This window comes from Teredinibacter franksiae (assembly GCF_014218805.1).
Lineage (GTDB): Bacteria > Pseudomonadota > Gammaproteobacteria > Pseudomonadales > Cellvibrionaceae > Teredinibacter > Teredinibacter franksiae.
In genome coordinates, this window is the sequence record NZ_JACJUV010000001.1 from 49,505 (window position 1) to 65,456 (window position 15,952).

Consider the following 15,952-nt stretch of genomic DNA (forward strand, 5'->3'; position numbering starts at 1 on the left):
TTGAACAAAAAAATGGAATTTAGGGGAGAAGCATAAATTAATATGCGCGCCATATACTGCACTAAAGGGCAGGTCTGTTAGACGAATTTTGGATAGATGGGCGGGAAACCTGGATATTATTGAGGAGCAAGGCCAATTCAACGCGATTCCGCACGTTAAGCTTGCTAAAAATGGAGGTTATGTGGGCTTTTACCGTTCTTTCTTTAATATTGATTGCAGCGGATATTTCAGCGTTGGTCGCGCCCTGAGCAACCCATTGGCCCACGGTAATTTCTCGCTGGCTGAGTATGCCTGCATATCGTTCAACCCCGGTTTTTTTTTGTTCAGTATTTGGCCAAGGTTTTTGACTTAACGCCGCCATTACCCGCTTGAGCAGCTTATTGCCAACCCAAAGGCCACCATGACTAACCACCAGCATCATTTCCCGCATACGGCTGGGAGCCGATAGCGTGTGGCCATAACCCACTGCACCTGCTTTTATAACCTCTATGGCCTCGATCAAATTAGGCGTTCGACTTAACACAAACACTTTACGCCCTGTTGCCACACAGCTTTCTAACCAAGCGTGTTTTTCATCGTTTTGGAGGTTCGAATAATCAACAAAAATAAGGGATTCATCAAAGTTATCAAAACGCGGGGGAAGCCCACAAAAAAAGGACGAACCAGGAAAGGCCTCCTTCCAACTTGGCAGGTGTTGTGACGAAGAGCTAATAAAAATAGGCGTCTTCATTTTTCCGACAATGCGTATTGTTTAGCACGCAAGAGCGGCTTGAGCATATAGGCTAAAATAGTTTTCTTGCCTGTTAACACATCTACTGTGGCAACCATTCCAGGGATAATCGGTTTACCTACACCAAGGCTAGATTCGAAAGTGCGTACTCTTACAATATAAAAGGGGTTACCGTTCTCATCCATTACGGTATCCGCGCCAATATGTTCTACCTTGGCATCGAGCCCGCCATACACGACAAAATCGTAGGCCGTAAATTTAACGTTAGCAAGTTGCCCCGGATGTAAAAAAGCAATATCTTGGGGCTTAATGCGCGCCTCCAACAACAGACTGTCATCCAACGGAATAATCTCTACAATCTCTTTTCCAGAGAGCACCACCCCACCGATAGTGTTATAAAAGAGTCTTTTTATTGTTCCCCGCACCGGAGAGCGCACAGCCGTTTGTTTTACCCTATCACTCAAACCTGACGAAGCCCCCTGCAGCACACTGAGCCGCGCCATGGCAATAGACATGTTCTCGCGTATATCATTTTTAAAATTGAGTTCTACCTCAATAAACTTTTGCTTGGCCTCAGCTATGGCTGAATGCAAGCGACGAATTTGTGCGAGGGCCTGATCTCGCTCGCCAACCATATTGGCTAAATCCCTTTGCAAGCGCAAAATCTCCACTTCCGATACTGCACCCGATGCCACCAATGGTCGGGTCACCTCCAGCTCACGCTCCGCCAATCTTGCGGTTTTTATGGCGCGATCACGAGCGGCTTCGGCCTCCACAAACTCCTCTTCTCTTTGGGTAATTTGCTGCTGGGCTATCTTTTTCAGCACCTCCAGTTCCTCATGACTGGTTTCAAACAGCCGCCGCTCATGCTTAACTAGCGCTGGCGCAGCGGTTTGGAGGTCATTTCCTGGAATGAAATCAGTATCCTCAACCACCGCACGAAGCCGAACAATTTTCGCCGTCAGCGCCAGTAGCTCCGCATTACTCTCAGAAAAATTGGATTGAAAGCGAGTGGCATCTAGCTTTATCAGTAACTGGCCTTTCTCAACAATATCGCCTTCTTTCATGCGAATATCAGTGATCACACCACCGTCCAGTGATTGCAGAATCTGCACTTGCTGCGAAGGTATAACCTTACCTTCGCCCCGCGTTACCTGGTCCACTTCGGCAAAGGCAGACCAAACAATTAATACTACTATTGTGGTACAAAGCGTATAAAACATTATCCGTGTTTTTATCGGGTTTTGCTCTACGCGCGCGCGATCTGCGCTCTCTTCCCATGTTAAGGAATCCGCTTCATCCGGTGCGGTATCAATGGCTTCCAGAATTTTATCTAGCGGTTTTACTGCAATGTTTCTCAGGCGCTTTTTATTCTCGGTTGCGTCATTTTTGTTCGCGGCGCCGCTGTCAGGTATCACAGGCTTACTCATGACGCTTTCCCAATACGGCCTTCCCGCAATGCGCTTGCAACATTGTCGCGCGGACCATCTGCCACCACCTGACCGTTATCGATCACAATAATGCGGTCCACCCAGCTCAATACAGAAGTTCGATGAGTGGCCACCAAAATAGTTTTACCAACACCGTACTCTTGAAGCTGATTGTTAATCCAGGTTTCAGTCGAGTGGTCCATTGACCCCGTCGGCTCATCCAGCAACAACACTTGTGGGTCGTGCACCACCCCTCGGGCGAGCGCAATAGATTTTCTTTGCCCCCCCGAAATCGAGTCTCCGCGCTCGCCAATAATCATGTCGAAGCCTTTAGGATGGGTATTAACAAAGTCACCTAAATTGGCAAATTCGGCAGCGCGAACCACGTCCTGATCATCGGCTTGCGGGTGCGCGAGCACGATATTTTCACGCAAACTACCGTAAAAAAGTGTTACATCTTGCGAAACATAACCCACCTGCTGGCGAAGCTCGGACAGGTCCAGCTGCCTAACGTCTATGCCGTCCACCAATACCGAACCTTCGGTCGCTTGGTACAAGCCAATTGCCAATCGTTGCACACTACTTTTCCCTGAGCCAACACGACCAAGAAATGCCACGTGCTCGCCGGGCTGAATGGTAAAAGAAACATTTTTCAGCGCTGGTGTATCGCCGCCGGGATACGTAAAAGACACATTACGAAATTCAATTTTTCCCTTTAATTTTTGGCGGTGTACCAAGCGCGCATCCTCGCTGCGCTCCTGGGGCGTGTCCATAATTTCATCCAAGGACGAAAACGCCGTACGTGCGTGGTGATACTGAGTAAGAAGCCCTGCAATCCCTCCAAACGGGGCCATGGCGCGCGCCGTTAACATCGTGCTTGCAATCAAACCTCCCATGGAAAGTTCACCTGCGCTAATAAGGTACACACCCGTGATAATCACACCAATGGTGACCCATTGCTGCACCCACATTACTAAATTAACATTAGAGGAAGCCAGCAACCGGAGCTGTATAGATACCCGAGCAAGGAATGTGGCCGAATGCTCCCATCGGCGCTGCATAATACTTTCAGCCGCCATGGCTTTTACCGTATCCAACCCAACAAGGCTCTCTATAAGCGTCGCATTACGCAAAGCACTTGCCCTATAGGTCGTCTCGGTAAGCTCTTCCATTTTGGCTTGCGTAGTAAGTGCAAAGAGCACTATTACAGTCATACCAACCAAAGCAGGTAGGGCCATAGGCCCTGCTATCCAAAATATCAGCACTAAAAAAATAAGCGTGAACGGTAAATCGATAACCGCCGTTATAGTAGCGGACGTAATGAAATCACGAATGGTCTCAAAGGAACGTAAATTTGCAGCAAAGGAACCGGCAGACACAGGCCGCGATTCCATACGCAAGCCCAATACCCGCTCCATAATTTGTGCGGACAAACGAATATCTATACGCTTACTGGCAAGGTCCAAATAATAGCCACGAATGGTGCGCAATATAGCATCGGCAATAACAACAATGGCAACACCAATGGCCAACACCCACAGCGTTTCCACTGCGCTGTTAGGTATTACCCGGTCATACACATTCATAGTAAACAAGGGCAATGCTATGGCCATAAGATTAATAAAAAACGCAGCCACCAACACATCACGGTAAAGGCTGAAGCTGGCCTTAAAACTACCCCAAAACCAATGGTTATGGGTATGGCTGTTTTTTAAATCCGGGCTACGTTGGTCAAAACGGAATCGCGGCCGAGCAAAAATAACCCGCCCTAAATATTGCTGTTCAAGCTCCTCAATGCTGATCTCAACTGTTGCGTCTCCAAGCTCAGGAAAAACCACCGTGGCACGGTTATTTTCAGTAAATCGCAACAACAAACATGCCTTGTTGTCATGCAATAACAACACAGCCGGAAGTAAAGAAGGGTTTATATGACTTAGCGTTTTTTTGTGGATTTTGGTTGTCAATCCAATACGACTAGCGGCTCGAGAAAACAGTTTTGGGTCAAGGCGCGCATTTTCTAGCGGTAGCCCTGCAGTAAGCGATTCCCGCGTCGTCACTTGACCGTGGATAGACCCAAGAATTAATAAGCAGTCAAGCAGTGAGTCCGCACTATTCACGCACCGTTCTCCCGCGATCAGTATTCAGAGGAATGAGTTTTGTCTTGGTCATCCTGCTGAGTATAGCCGCCCTGCTCACTTTCCAGTACCAACTCTACGCGCCTATTGGTGGCGCGCCCAAGCTCTGTATCATTGCGAGCGATAGGGCGAGCTTCGCCCAAACCTACCGACGAAAGGCGAATGCTTGCACTCCTACACACTTGAACCAGCGCAATACGCACCGATTTTGCGCGAGCCTGCGACAGGGTCAAATTGTAATCGTCCGACCCCAGTGAATCGGTGTGCCCCTCAACAATACCGCGAATATCCGGGTGATCACACAGAAATGAGCCCGCTCGCTCAATTTCCGGCCAACTTCCAGTGCTTATATCGGCGGACTGGTGGTTAAACTTAATATCCAGCCGCATAACTTCACGTTGGCTCAAAGGCATTACTTTAACTTTTCTGTCACCTAATATTTTCTTCTTATCGAACACTAAGCTTTGCATAGCCGGTGCTTGTGCCGGGCATCTCGCCTTTAAAGACTCCTCCTGACTTAAATCCAAATCATCAAAAATAGCTTTATCTAAGGTCTCGATATTCAACGCATAAAGAAACACACCCATACCGGCCATAGTGCGAATTTGTGCCAGTAATGAATCATAATTGGCGTTTACCAGCGCACGCTTTACCTCAAAGTATTCATTTTCTGTATCAAGCAAATCCAGCAGCGTACGCTGGCCAATATCAAATTGGTCTTTGTAGGCTGCACGTGCTTTTGCTATTGCATCGACATTTTTCTCTAAATACCCGATTAAGGTTTTTTTACTGAAGATATCATTATGAGCAATTGACACCGTTTGCCTTACTTCACGACAAATGCGGTCTCGCGTATCCGTGGCTTCATACATTAAATATTGGGATTGCTTACGCCTAGCCCGATCACTTCCACCATTGTAAAGGTTGTATGAAAGCACAAGCTCCACGGCTTCTTCATCGTATTCACCCGGAAAGCCCCGAGTATTCTCATCAAGCTGTTTGCGAAGCCTGAGGTCTAAACGCGGCATCATCGGGGCCGTTCTGCCCTTAAAGTCTGCCCGTGAAAGGCGAATATTCTCGATGGAAGCATTCAACTGAGGGTTTGAGAGAAATGCTCGCTCTAAAGCATCTTTACGCTGCGAGGGAATCTTTCTTACAGGTAAACTAGGAGGGCTCATTTGCTCTTGGGGAAAGCGCCCCACCAGCCTATGATAGCGCACAGACACATCGTGAAGATTAGTGGTCTCGGTGAGTACATTGGATTCAGAAAGCGCCAAACGCGCTTTTGCCTGTTCAAAATCCACGCCCCGCCCAATACCCGAATTTGCTCGATTCTCTATATCTCTGTGATAGCGCAAATGCTGAAAATAGTTGTCCTTTGCAATTTCAACCAGCTCGCGATACCGCAACACATCCAGATAAGCCTGGGCCGTCTCCAGTGCTGTCTCCTCTGCCGCCTGTCTGAACTCGTAGTAACGCGCTAACTTTGCATAATTCTGCTTAGCAACATCCTGCTTGGTCGCAAAGCCATCAAATAGCATCTGCGTCATAACCAGCTGATAGTTCTTAGTGTCGTAGGATTCAGCTATCTGCTGAGGGTCTTCAGTGCGCTCTTGCCCGGCTTCAAGCGTTAAATCCAGCTTGGGAAAGTACCCCCCTTTGGATGCCCTAACCCCCTGATTAGCCGCCTCAAAGGCATTCCAAGCAGCCTGAACACCAGGATTATTGACCGCAGCGCGGGCCACCGCAGCTTTTAATGTGTCATTGCCCATAGGCTTAGCAACGGCATAAGCACTTAAAAAGCTCAAGTTGAGGCAAGTGAATGCCCACAGAGACCATCGTATTATCAAAAGCAAAACCCAAATTCTCGTTTATTAGCTAAAGTTAAAATCCACGCTGTTAAAACATAGATTTGATTTCGGCCCAAAAGGACGTAAGTTCAAGGTCACAGTTCAACACATTACCCAGCAACAGCAAGAGATGCTGATGCTATCGTTGTTGCATCAATTGCTTCATTGCCAACACGGTAGAAACCAAGCAAAGGCAGGCGCCAAGACCGTGATAATGGAACAAATAGCCTAGCGACCAGAGCAACCTACAACGTCCCACCTTAAAACTAACAGTCGCGAACGATACATATAGCATTTTGGCAGCTACTGTGCCAACCCTGCGCGCCAATTGTGAGGCTTAAAGTCCACTTTTACTGCAAAAACAGTTGCTTACAGCCGCTCCTTCAACTAATTAGACACCTTTACACCAGCCTATAGGTTTTCAAGGAGCCCATCGATCCCACCTCTCCACGAATCGATAAAGTAGGCAATCATGCCTAAACTTCGCTATTCATGAACAAAACCAATCAGTTTTAAATAACAGCCTTTACTATCAAGCGCCCCAACAGTTGCTCTACCGCCTCTTAGCTAAAAACCACCTTTTGCGACTGCCCCCCAAAAATTGCGACTGCCCCCAAAAAGGATATAAACTTTGCATGTGAACAAAATGCGCACAATACTTTAGTACTTCCCGCTTGTCGTACCGTTGTACGTTAAACACGAAGTTTCTCCAAGCACTTTTTTACTAGAAATGACGGGCAATCTACCTATTGAGGCATCGCCAAAGCATATAGCTTGCCTACTTAGCCGTTATTTTGACCAAACCTATAAAGGCTTTCATTGCTATTCAGGCACTCGAAAGACCTCAACCACCTTGACTACCAATCATAAATCACACTGTAAATCGGAGTTTTCATACAACCCGTGGTACTTAGCTTACATTTATTGGCGTGTATCCTGGCCTAGCTAAACGCAATAACGGCTTTCAAAAACGTGTCTTGGAAAAGTACTGTCAATTTTGCTTCCGGCAAAGGGGGCTTGCCATTGAGGATACGTTTAACGACTGCAGAGGAAGTTCATCCCCTTGCATAGAATTGAAGGGAGCAGGAGATTGCGTTTCTATAAACAGGGTAGTGGATTCCAGCAGCCAGTATGTATGACAAATCTACCGGTGACGCTGACAACACCCTCCCCTAATATTAGCCAAAGCCTAACAGGACAAAACCGAAGGTCCAACGCATGACCTAAGGCCCCCGTACTTTCTATCCTATTCATTTATAATGGGCCTACTCGACCGTTTGAACCTCCTTATCGACAGCTCGTTTCAATTCGGTCAAAGACTCAAGAACATCCTTTTCGTTTAATTTTTCGCTTGCCAGCTCTACGTAACCGTCCCGAACAATAACACGCTCTAACAGCCAACCAAGCTGCATCAGCAGCTGATCATTATCATATTCAAGCTTTTTGTAATCGTCGCTCATACCTGTACCTCTTCCGCTAAATTAATTGAGCTGCCTTTAACTTTAAAACCTACGGATATTCCAGCACGTCTTTGACCTGCTGTATATTATTCTCAATCCAGTCTTTATAAATAGCGCCCCAATCATTAACCTGGTAAACCCCGTTTTTCGTGCCGCCCACAAACTCAACCTCAATCCCTAGTTCCTTGAATGCAAGTATTGTGTCTTGAGCCGTTCGCTTTGGCATGCCTGTAGCATTGATTATCGCTGGCACTGTATTAACGCCACTATCAATTAAATAGGCCAAGTACAGCCTGCGATAGAAGCTTGTTTTCGTTTTGCTTGGTTTTTCGTTTTCCATTAATGATTAACCTTCTTCTAACAGACAGCCTAATTGAACGGGTCCATTACCCAACCGCACTATGAGGCAGCGATACATATTCCCACGCGACACCAAAATATACGCCGTGCTACCCCTTTGTGGTTTCGTCCGATCAGTGGATACCTCTCGAGTCTCAGCTATAGAGCACCTAATTTTATAGCGCCCACACGAACATTTTTACACCATACACTAAATCTAATCACTGCCATTAAGACCGGCCAGAACAATCCTTTATTTAGAAACCCCGTAATCACTTAACGCATTATCTTTACGCCTTGTCACACCCGGAAGTACTGTCTCTACGTTAACGCATAGACAGCCACAAGAAGCAGCCTGTACAATAAATAATCGTCCATTACTAACTGCAGTTACCAGATTTCTGCGGAGGGTCTTTCACGCTGCCCAACAAGGCATGTGCCTCAACTTAAGTTCACGCTATGCTGTGTTAAAGATAGCTGTATGCCCAGATTTTTGTTGATACTCTCAGGCTCCTTAACAACGCATATTCAAACGAATGCTCTACTGCAAACAATTTATACTGCAATTCCACGCAAGCAAACGGCTATCGATACAGCTATTGAATTGAAGAATAGTAAAACGCTTATGCTCACCACAAAAAACATGAAATCTAGGAAGGTACATATGAGCCCCTACACATTACCAACCTATTATCTAAAGAAAAATCGTTTGTGGCTAGTTTGTCTATGCGCAAGCTTACTTTTATCAGCATGTGGCGGACAAAGTGACAACAATACCGAAAATAGCCTTACAGCTGGAACGATTACTCAAGCACCGCAAAACAACTATTCTAGCAATTGCATTTCAAACTTTAATCAATGGTCGCCCTCTCCAGAAAAACCTGCTATTCAGCTGCTAGGCAATAAGGTAGAGCTACTAGAAATGGGGGAAACCTATATTGAGTCAGGAGCATTAGCCAGCGACGAGCAAGACGGAGACCTAACCACAAGCATAGTGATTGTGGGGGCGGAAGAGCTAACAACGACCACCCAAGGAGACCACATGATTCGTTATGAGGTCACCGACAGCGATGGTAATTCCGCTCTACCTATCTATCGAATTGTCCGTGTTTTTAAGGACACGCCCCCCTCGGGAAGTAAACGACTATTCTCTGAAGTAGATTCGGTAATGGAATACTGGGAGCACCTACCTACGTTCCTAGGTGATGACCCCAATAGATTATACCCACTTGTTGTATACGCTCATGGATGGTCTACTTCCAAAGAATTTGAAACCTCATCCAGAGCTGCACTTTTGGATACACTACCCATTGTACAAATTATAAAAACTGGAGAATGGGATAACAGCTTACCCATGGTCGTCGTTACCCCGCAGAGATGCTGGTCATCAGTAGATCAATATCAAATGGATGCGCTCAACACATTCATCAACTGGATGGTACGAAACTATCCTATTGACGAAAAGAGAATATATTTAACGGGCTTAAGTAATGGTGCCTGGGTAACCTGGGAATATTTACGTGCTTATCCGAATGTAATCGCGGCGGCGGCACCTATTGCAGGTTACGGCGATCATACCCAGGTTTGCACTCATAAACATGTACCACTCTGGGCCTTTAATGCCGTAGATGACCCAACCACTCACTACCCGAATGTAGTCAATATGGTATCGAACCTCCTCAACTGTGGTGTTGGCCGATACCCCCCTAAACTGACCATTTTTGAAAACGGTGGTCATATTATTTCTGACGACATATACAATCTAAATTTTCTTAACCTTGGCCTTCCCGAATACGACATCTACGATCAAAGTATTTTTGAGTGGTTTCTAGAGCATGAACGACATTAATGTTTAATTCAGTATAAAAAGAGCGGCGCCCATTTTGTTAATTTAACAAAAAATAACGCCAAAACTGTTATATCCCGAAGGCCTGCGGCGCCCTGTCCACCAATGCCGATAACCGCTGAAAATAATAGCCGGTAGAACAACGTCAAATTGGCGCCGCGGATGGATCAAATATTTAACAGCATAAATGTATATGTATGCTCTACTTTACCGTTTTTTCAGGTGATATTTTTCCATCGAATACTTTCTGACTTACACCGTAGTAACGCATAGTGAATGAAAACTCTTGCCCCTTCGTGTCAATATTGTTAGGTGTTTTTACCCGAGTAAACACGATAAACACCGGCCAACACCAAGCAAATCCCGCCGGGAGCCAATAGCGCATTAAACTGAAAATGAATAAACAAGTATGCGCCAAACGTACCTCCCATAATAAAACCCAAAATAATCAGCAAGAAAAGAATAGCTTTCCGTTTATCAAAAGCCTCTCCCCTCAACACTGAACCCACCATAATACCTAAATCAGTGAATATTCCGGTCAAATGCGTTGTGCGTAGTACTGCACCGCTATAAGTCGTCGCCAAAGCGTTTTGAGCTCCACAAGCCGCCGATGCAGCAAAGTGGCCAAAATAAGAGCCTATCGAGAGCAGATACAACGCCAAGAATATAAGCAGAGACTCAATCACTAAAACCGTATCGTAGTGACGACCCAGCCTTAATATGCTTCCATGCAGAAAAAAACCGGACAATGAAGCCCCGAAAACAAATGAAACCAAAATGGCCGCCAGATGAAAAAAAACAGAAAATGAACTATTAACAATACTTGTGCCCATTAACGTTGCAGTTCCGGACAAATGGGATACCGACTGATGCTCAAAACCCAGAAGACCGATGGCATTTATGCACCCGGCAACAAACGCCAAAACAAAGGCGCCATACTCTATCCATTTTGGTAATTTTGAAATCAACTCTCAACTCTTACGACACGGGTATTCGCAAAGCGATCATGCAAACATCTTTTTGACGATGAAAATATAAACAACACATTGATGATGCTTAAAAATGAACCTACGACAGGCACTAAACCAAGCCCCATATACAACACATACCGTTTTATTAACATGACCTTCTCAAGCGCCTCCCCCCCTGCGGCAACAATTTTTATACCCACTAGCTTTTTTCCAACCGTCTGACCGTAAGACACAAGTAAGTACCCGTGTATCGCTATAAAAAATAATACGCCAGCAACACCCATAGCAAAAGTGTACGCGCTGGGCGGTTCCACTCCTTGCTGAATATACTCAAACCCCCCAGTAAAATACATAACAGCGATTGAAAACGGTATTGTGATAAGTGCGTCGAGAATGGCAGCCCCCAACCTGCTCCATCGGCTTGCAATAATTTCTTCATACTCTTTCTTCTCATTCAAGTCGGATTCTGGGGCAGAATAGATGTTGTTTTCCATATAACCTCTCTTCGAATCAATCAAAATAATATACAGCAATAATTAAACTCAATAAAACGCCATCAAACCTTAACACAGCAAACGCAATCTATAGATATGAAAAAACTTCGCATTAGGAAGCAACAAATCGCCCTATAAGCCAGACTCAAATAACGCTTAGATTTGATTTTCCTAGTCGCTTCACCCTTGCGTCTTGCAATCATAGGTTCCCGCCGCGTACTAATCGCTTTCCTCAGTGGCGTTGATACGCCAAATAGTAACCGTTATGCATACCGCCGCCGGTGGATAAAAACCATATTTTATCCCTCGAAGAGATGCTCTGTATTGATGTATGTGCCTATACAGTAATGAGTAACGACCGCCACCCGGTATTGCTCATCAATATCACAGCATGACTACCCCAAAGACAGGTTAACGTTGATCCAATTTATATAAAAGTACACAGCCCTAAACCCAAAGCCTACCAAAGGATAAACGTCTCGATGACACACGGTGCGAGGCAGTGAAGGAGAATGCGGACAGCAACACTTTTGGACACCCACATTAACACTTGGGCCAATATCAGCCGCTTTATGTGGGCCTTAAACGAACCCATTGCCCGTATGGCAAATGCCGAAGACCAGTGTACCGGGCGCTTCTGAACTGGTTTTTGCTCCTGCAAAACCGAATTTCCAACATCCATGTTGGTCAGCGCCGGTTAAAATCACAAGCGTTGCTCGATGAAAAAGCCTTAGCCGCCTGTATGGCCTACGTGGATTTAAACCCCATTCGAGCCAAAATGGCAAAAACCCCAGAAAGCTCTGACCACACCTCGATTAAACGCCGTATTGATACCCTAAAAACAGATAATCCGCAGCCATTAAGGCTCGCCGAATTTGTGGGTAACCCAAGAGAACCCATGCCCCAGGGCCTAGCCTTTCATCTACAAGATTACGTGCAGCTTGTGGATATTACCGGAAGAGCTATTCGTGAAGACAAGCGTGGCTTTATCGACAACAACTTACCTCCTGTTCTTGAGCGCCTCAATATCTCCAGCCATGAATGGCTTGTACTTACCACCCAGATTGAATCTAAATTCATAAGTTTGGTTGGCTGTAAGGAGAAGCTAATGCTTGCAGCAAAGGCCCTAGGCTTACAGAGAAGACCCGCATACGCTAACTGTGAAGCAATATTCCACTAACATTTCCATTCAACATTAAATCCCGCCCCACTTTCTCCTGGAGAAAGGATTAATCTTGTTCGAAATTTGCCTAATTTGGCCATTTATCGCCTATATATAGCACGCAGACAACGAGGACAAATAACAACAACCTAGCCTACAAACGAACCAACTATTCGGCTGTATTTATTCTTAACGTGCCTGTCCTATTTTTTTCTCGTAAGGCGAACGCAAAACGCGCGGCTTTCTGGGTATTCGAAGCTTTGAGCCGAGTAAGAAATACCCATTTTCTTCACGCGGGAAGATCGATTCGTCCAAATGCCCAGTTAGTACTGAGCATCAACTCAAATGACACACTAAAAAATGATATGGATAAGTATTTCCCGTGCCTAAGTTAGCCAGATCTATGCATAATTAGGCTAACCAGGCCCCTAGCTCATTCAGCAGCGCCAAGCATACGTTTCAGCGTGTTATCTTTATCTAGAAAGTGGTGCTTAAGCGCTGCAAGAATGTGTAACACCAGTAAAGCAGTGAACAAATAAGCAACAAGCTCATGGGCAATATAGCCCAACTCCGCTAAACCTGAATGGTAGGGAATGGCCGCCCCCAGTTCGTCGAACTGACTGGGTATGAGTTGAACACCAAAAAACTCTACACCATAGCCACCAAACCCACTCAAGCACAGCCCCGATAGCGGCATAAATGCCAACAGGGTCAGCAATGTTAAGTGCACTTGTTTCACCCATTTTTCGCTAGGCGTCCCATAAGCTGAAGATTGCCACGGGTGCAATACTCGCCATGAGAGACGAAGTACCAGTAATAGAATAGCAAGTACGCCTAAGGACTTATGCAGGGCATAAAAGCCATAACTATGCGTATTTGCCATATAGAACCCAAGCGCTAGTAAACCCACAATCAATACCGCCATGCTCCAATGAATAAGCCTTGTTGCCCCAAGCGCTCGATTTTTTCTCGTCATATATCGCCCCTTAAAATTGAACTAAGGTTTGATCATAGAGCTGCATGCGCCATGAACAAAGGGCTCAGGGGCAAAACGGATGTTTTTGGGATGAATAGCCAAGCCACAATGCAGTGTTTGTTTAAAGAATAGTTTTGGGAGCGTTAATAGCGCTACTGGGAGAGCGCTATCGATTTAATCGCGCGCTTGTAACGTTTGCTAACGGGAATTTTCTGTTGATTCGACAAGGTTAAAACACTGTTACCGTTTTCAGTACTACTTAGTTTTTCAAGCTTTGTTAGGTTAACCGCATAGCTTCTGTGAACTTGAGCGAACATGCTCTTTGGCATTGAGTCGAGTAGCTGCTTAAACGTGCCCCTTTGTATAAAGCAGCCCGCATCGCAAACAATTTCAACATAGTTACCCGCAGACTTGAGAAAAACGATATTTTTGGCCTTAACGGTTTGCTTTAAACCCTTATGCTCCACATACACCTCAGCTTCACACGTTTCTGGTGTAGGTTCAGCACCTAAATCGTTACACGAATAGTTACGCAATAGATACCAACCAGCGCCTATAGCAATCGCTGCAGGCACATACTTTGGGAGAGTGAATAGAATGGTTGCTATCCAGCTCGATGAGTATTCGCCGGTTATCAAAAATGTTCTAACCATTAGGGCTACCAATAAACCGACGAAAACCACAGCCATGGGTACATAAGACAATGCGCTTCTGCACTGTGATACGTGTAAGCACCCCAGCATAATTGGGCTAATAAATAACCATACCCCCCACTCTTTGGCAAACCATATTAACGAACTTAAAGGGGTATATTGGAATTCGTCGCTCTGCGAAAACTGACGCCAGAAATACGCATAGAGCAGGTATACCAAAAAGTATGTTAGCCACGCCAAGTAATTCATTTGTAGCAATTGGCGGTAGTGTTTCGATAACAAAGGGTATTTAGAGGTAATCATAGTAACGAACGGATCATTTTACAGTAGAAATTTGTGATATAACGGGGGCAGCACTGACCTAAAACCAACAACGACTATTTCATAAGCACCAAACCAACCACGCCCTAGCCAAGCTGCACATTCCAACCCTGATTCGATTTTTATTGATGTGGCTGCCCTATTAATCACCGCTAAATGCGAAGTGCTATTTGCCAACACCTACAAAACTACTATTTGGCACCAGGAGCGAGACTGGTGAGACACAAAGAACCGACTTACCTTAATGCCGCCAGACCCGCTACGACGTGCCGTAAATCAAACACACGCCTCGTTTCATTTATTCTCGAACCGTGCTCATAACGCCCTGCAGAAAGGTCCGCAGTGAAGGTGGTTGGTTTTGTGCAAGCGTAGCGACCAGCACAAAACCAAACACCGGAACGGAGGTCCCGCTTGCCGAGTCAGTTATGCATTTATCGGTTTCCTTGAGATAACTATAGGCAAAGTGGAAATAGCCAAAATAGCCATTTGCCACAATGGTATAAAAATTAGAGTCAGAGCCCCCTGTGCATCTGGATTGACGTAAAAGCTGTCATAAATAAACCAAGCACCTAGAGCGCAAAATACCACGCAAATCGTATCCTCTATAAATAAAGTAGTCCTATTACTTGTGATTGCTATCAAGAAAGCGATATAGATATACGGCGCTGTAAGCCAGGCCAATATACCAACCTCACCCATTGATCTAGGAAAAGAAAATATCCAAAGCCCAATCGACCCTGTGATCACTCCCGAAACCGTTGTAATTACATAACGTCCAAATTTCATAATGATGCATAACGCCCGCTTCAGCCACAGCTGGTATGGAGCTGTTTTTGTGTTATTGTTTGAACGATAGCGACTAACACTAAAATCGCGTAGTACCAGCTGGCAACCTAACTCGCTTTTGTACACCCCGAAGTTAATCGCCTAGCTTTAAAAGAGCTTATAAATACTTTTAAAATTTGAAGCAAACTAAATGCAACCCTCAACTCTAAGTATGCGGCCCACAGTAGAGCGATTAAATAATTCGATGAGATCTGATTTTGAACGCTCATCAATGAAGTTATCAGCTGCTTCAACTGAAGGGAACTCGATAACCACTAGAAATTTCGGGACATCGCTACTTTCTCGTATTACAACAGGCTCTGCGCCTTTTACGACATACCTTCCTCCATGTTTATCAATAAGCTCAGGAATACGTGAAGCATATTCAATGAACCCTTCCATGTCCTTAATATTTACATCTACAACTATATATCCGCGCATTATTTATTTCCTGCTCTAACGTTAAGGTAACGTGCGATGCATATGGAGCTGCTTTTTATGCAAAAATGAAGCGAAGCGTAATGCACAAAAAACAGCGGGGTATGCAGCGTAAGGTTGACCGCATGGTTAGCATGCGTGGCACAGGCTCTACCACGTTGACCGCCACAAAAAAATCAGCAACCTAGTATTACTATTTACAGCGTTTTTGCTTTGATGCCGACTAATTAAAGAACAAAAACCACTAAAAGTAACGATTAATGCAGTTCTAGCCACGCTATGTTGCGCCATTTGCAATTTAGTGTGGCGTGATAACTTCGTG

14 protein-coding genes are annotated in these 15,952 nt (G+C 45.3%); 3 read left to right on the forward strand and 11 right to left on the reverse strand.

Annotated elements, in window-relative coordinates:
* Nucleotides 1-61: 61 nt before the first annotated feature.
* The 6 genes from H5336_RS00090 to H5336_RS00115 all read right to left on the reverse strand — a co-directional run bounded on the left by H5336_RS00090 (nt 62) and on the right by H5336_RS00115 (nt 7,945).
* Nucleotides 62-730, reverse strand: coding sequence for a response regulator transcription factor (locus H5336_RS00090; protein WP_185230318.1), 669 nt, complete (start codon nt 728-730; stop codon nt 62-64).
* Entirely contained in the window at nt 727-2,160 is a 1,434-nt protein-coding gene (locus H5336_RS00095; protein WP_185230319.1) for an HlyD family type I secretion periplasmic adaptor subunit, read from the reverse strand. The genes H5336_RS00090 and H5336_RS00095 overlap by 4 nt, the downstream gene beginning before the upstream one ends.
* Nucleotides 2,157-4,277 (reverse strand): type I secretion system permease/ATPase, encoded by a 2,121-nt coding sequence (locus tag H5336_RS00100; protein ID WP_313555568.1) that lies wholly within the window; start codon nt 4,275-4,277, stop codon nt 2,157-2,159. Before H5336_RS00100 ends, H5336_RS00095 begins: the two co-directional genes overlap by 4 nt.
* A gap of 17 nt (nt 4,278-4,294) precedes the next feature.
* Nucleotides 4,295-6,145, reverse strand: a complete 1,851-nt coding sequence (locus H5336_RS00105) for a TolC family outer membrane protein (protein ID WP_185230320.1) — start codon at nt 6,143-6,145, stop codon at nt 4,295-4,297.
* A 1,265-nt stretch (nt 6,146-7,410) separates the two neighbouring features.
* Nucleotides 7,411-7,605: a hypothetical protein gene (locus H5336_RS00110; protein ID WP_185230321.1), complete on the reverse strand. Its 195-nt coding sequence runs from the start codon at nt 7,603-7,605 to the stop codon at nt 7,411-7,413.
* A gap of 49 nt (nt 7,606-7,654) precedes the next feature.
* Nucleotides 7,655-7,945, reverse strand: a complete 291-nt coding sequence (locus H5336_RS00115; protein ID WP_185230322.1) for a winged helix-turn-helix domain-containing protein — start codon at nt 7,943-7,945, stop codon at nt 7,655-7,657.
* 480 nt (nt 7,946-8,425) lie between these two features.
* Between H5336_RS00115 and H5336_RS00120 the strand changes: the two genes are divergently transcribed.
* The gene (locus H5336_RS00120; protein ID WP_185230323.1) at nt 8,426-9,793 is read left to right on the forward strand and encodes an immunoglobulin-like domain-containing protein; all 1,368 of its coding nucleotides are present in this window, start codon (nt 8,426-8,428) and stop codon (nt 9,791-9,793) included.
* 305 nt (nt 9,794-10,098) lie between these two features.
* Here the strand turns inward: H5336_RS00120 and H5336_RS00125 are convergent, their stop codons facing one another.
* Both H5336_RS00125 and H5336_RS00130 read right to left on the reverse strand, forming a co-directional pair.
* A complete protein-coding gene (locus tag H5336_RS00125) occupies nt 10,099-10,758 on the reverse strand; it encodes a YoaK family protein (RefSeq protein ID WP_185230324.1) in 660 nt (219 codons plus the stop codon).
* Entirely contained in the window at nt 10,755-11,255 is a 501-nt protein-coding gene (locus tag H5336_RS00130) for an RDD family protein (protein WP_185230325.1), read from the reverse strand. The genes H5336_RS00125 and H5336_RS00130 overlap by 4 nt, the downstream gene beginning before the upstream one ends.
* Nucleotides 11,256-11,767: 512 nt before the next feature.
* Between H5336_RS00130 and H5336_RS23265 the strand changes: the two genes are divergently transcribed.
* A complete protein-coding gene (locus tag H5336_RS23265) occupies nt 11,768-11,896 on the forward strand; it encodes a hypothetical protein (protein ID WP_281385316.1) in 129 nt (42 codons plus the stop codon).
* An 8-nt stretch (nt 11,897-11,904) separates the two neighbouring features.
* A complete protein-coding gene (locus H5336_RS00135; RefSeq protein WP_246438979.1) occupies nt 11,905-12,435 on the forward strand; it encodes a hypothetical protein in 531 nt (176 codons plus the stop codon).
* Between the two features lie 415 nt (nt 12,436-12,850).
* On the opposite strand, the gene H5336_RS00140 is transcribed toward H5336_RS00135, so the two are convergent.
* The 3 genes from H5336_RS00140 to H5336_RS00150 form a co-directional block, all read right to left on the reverse strand.
* On the reverse strand, nt 12,851-13,393 hold the full coding sequence (locus tag H5336_RS00140) for a cytochrome b (protein ID WP_185230326.1): 543 nt from the start codon (nt 13,391-13,393) through the stop codon (nt 12,851-12,853).
* Nucleotides 13,394-13,545: 152 nt separating this feature from the next.
* Complete coding sequence (locus H5336_RS00145; protein WP_185230327.1) at nt 13,546-14,046, reverse strand: LytTR family DNA-binding domain-containing protein; 501 nt, start codon at nt 14,044-14,046, stop codon at nt 13,546-13,548.
* Between the two features lie 1,293 nt (nt 14,047-15,339).
* Entirely contained in the window at nt 15,340-15,633 is a 294-nt protein-coding gene (locus H5336_RS00150; RefSeq protein ID WP_185230328.1) for a DUF1330 domain-containing protein, read from the reverse strand.
* Nucleotides 15,634-15,952: the final 319 nt, after the last annotated feature.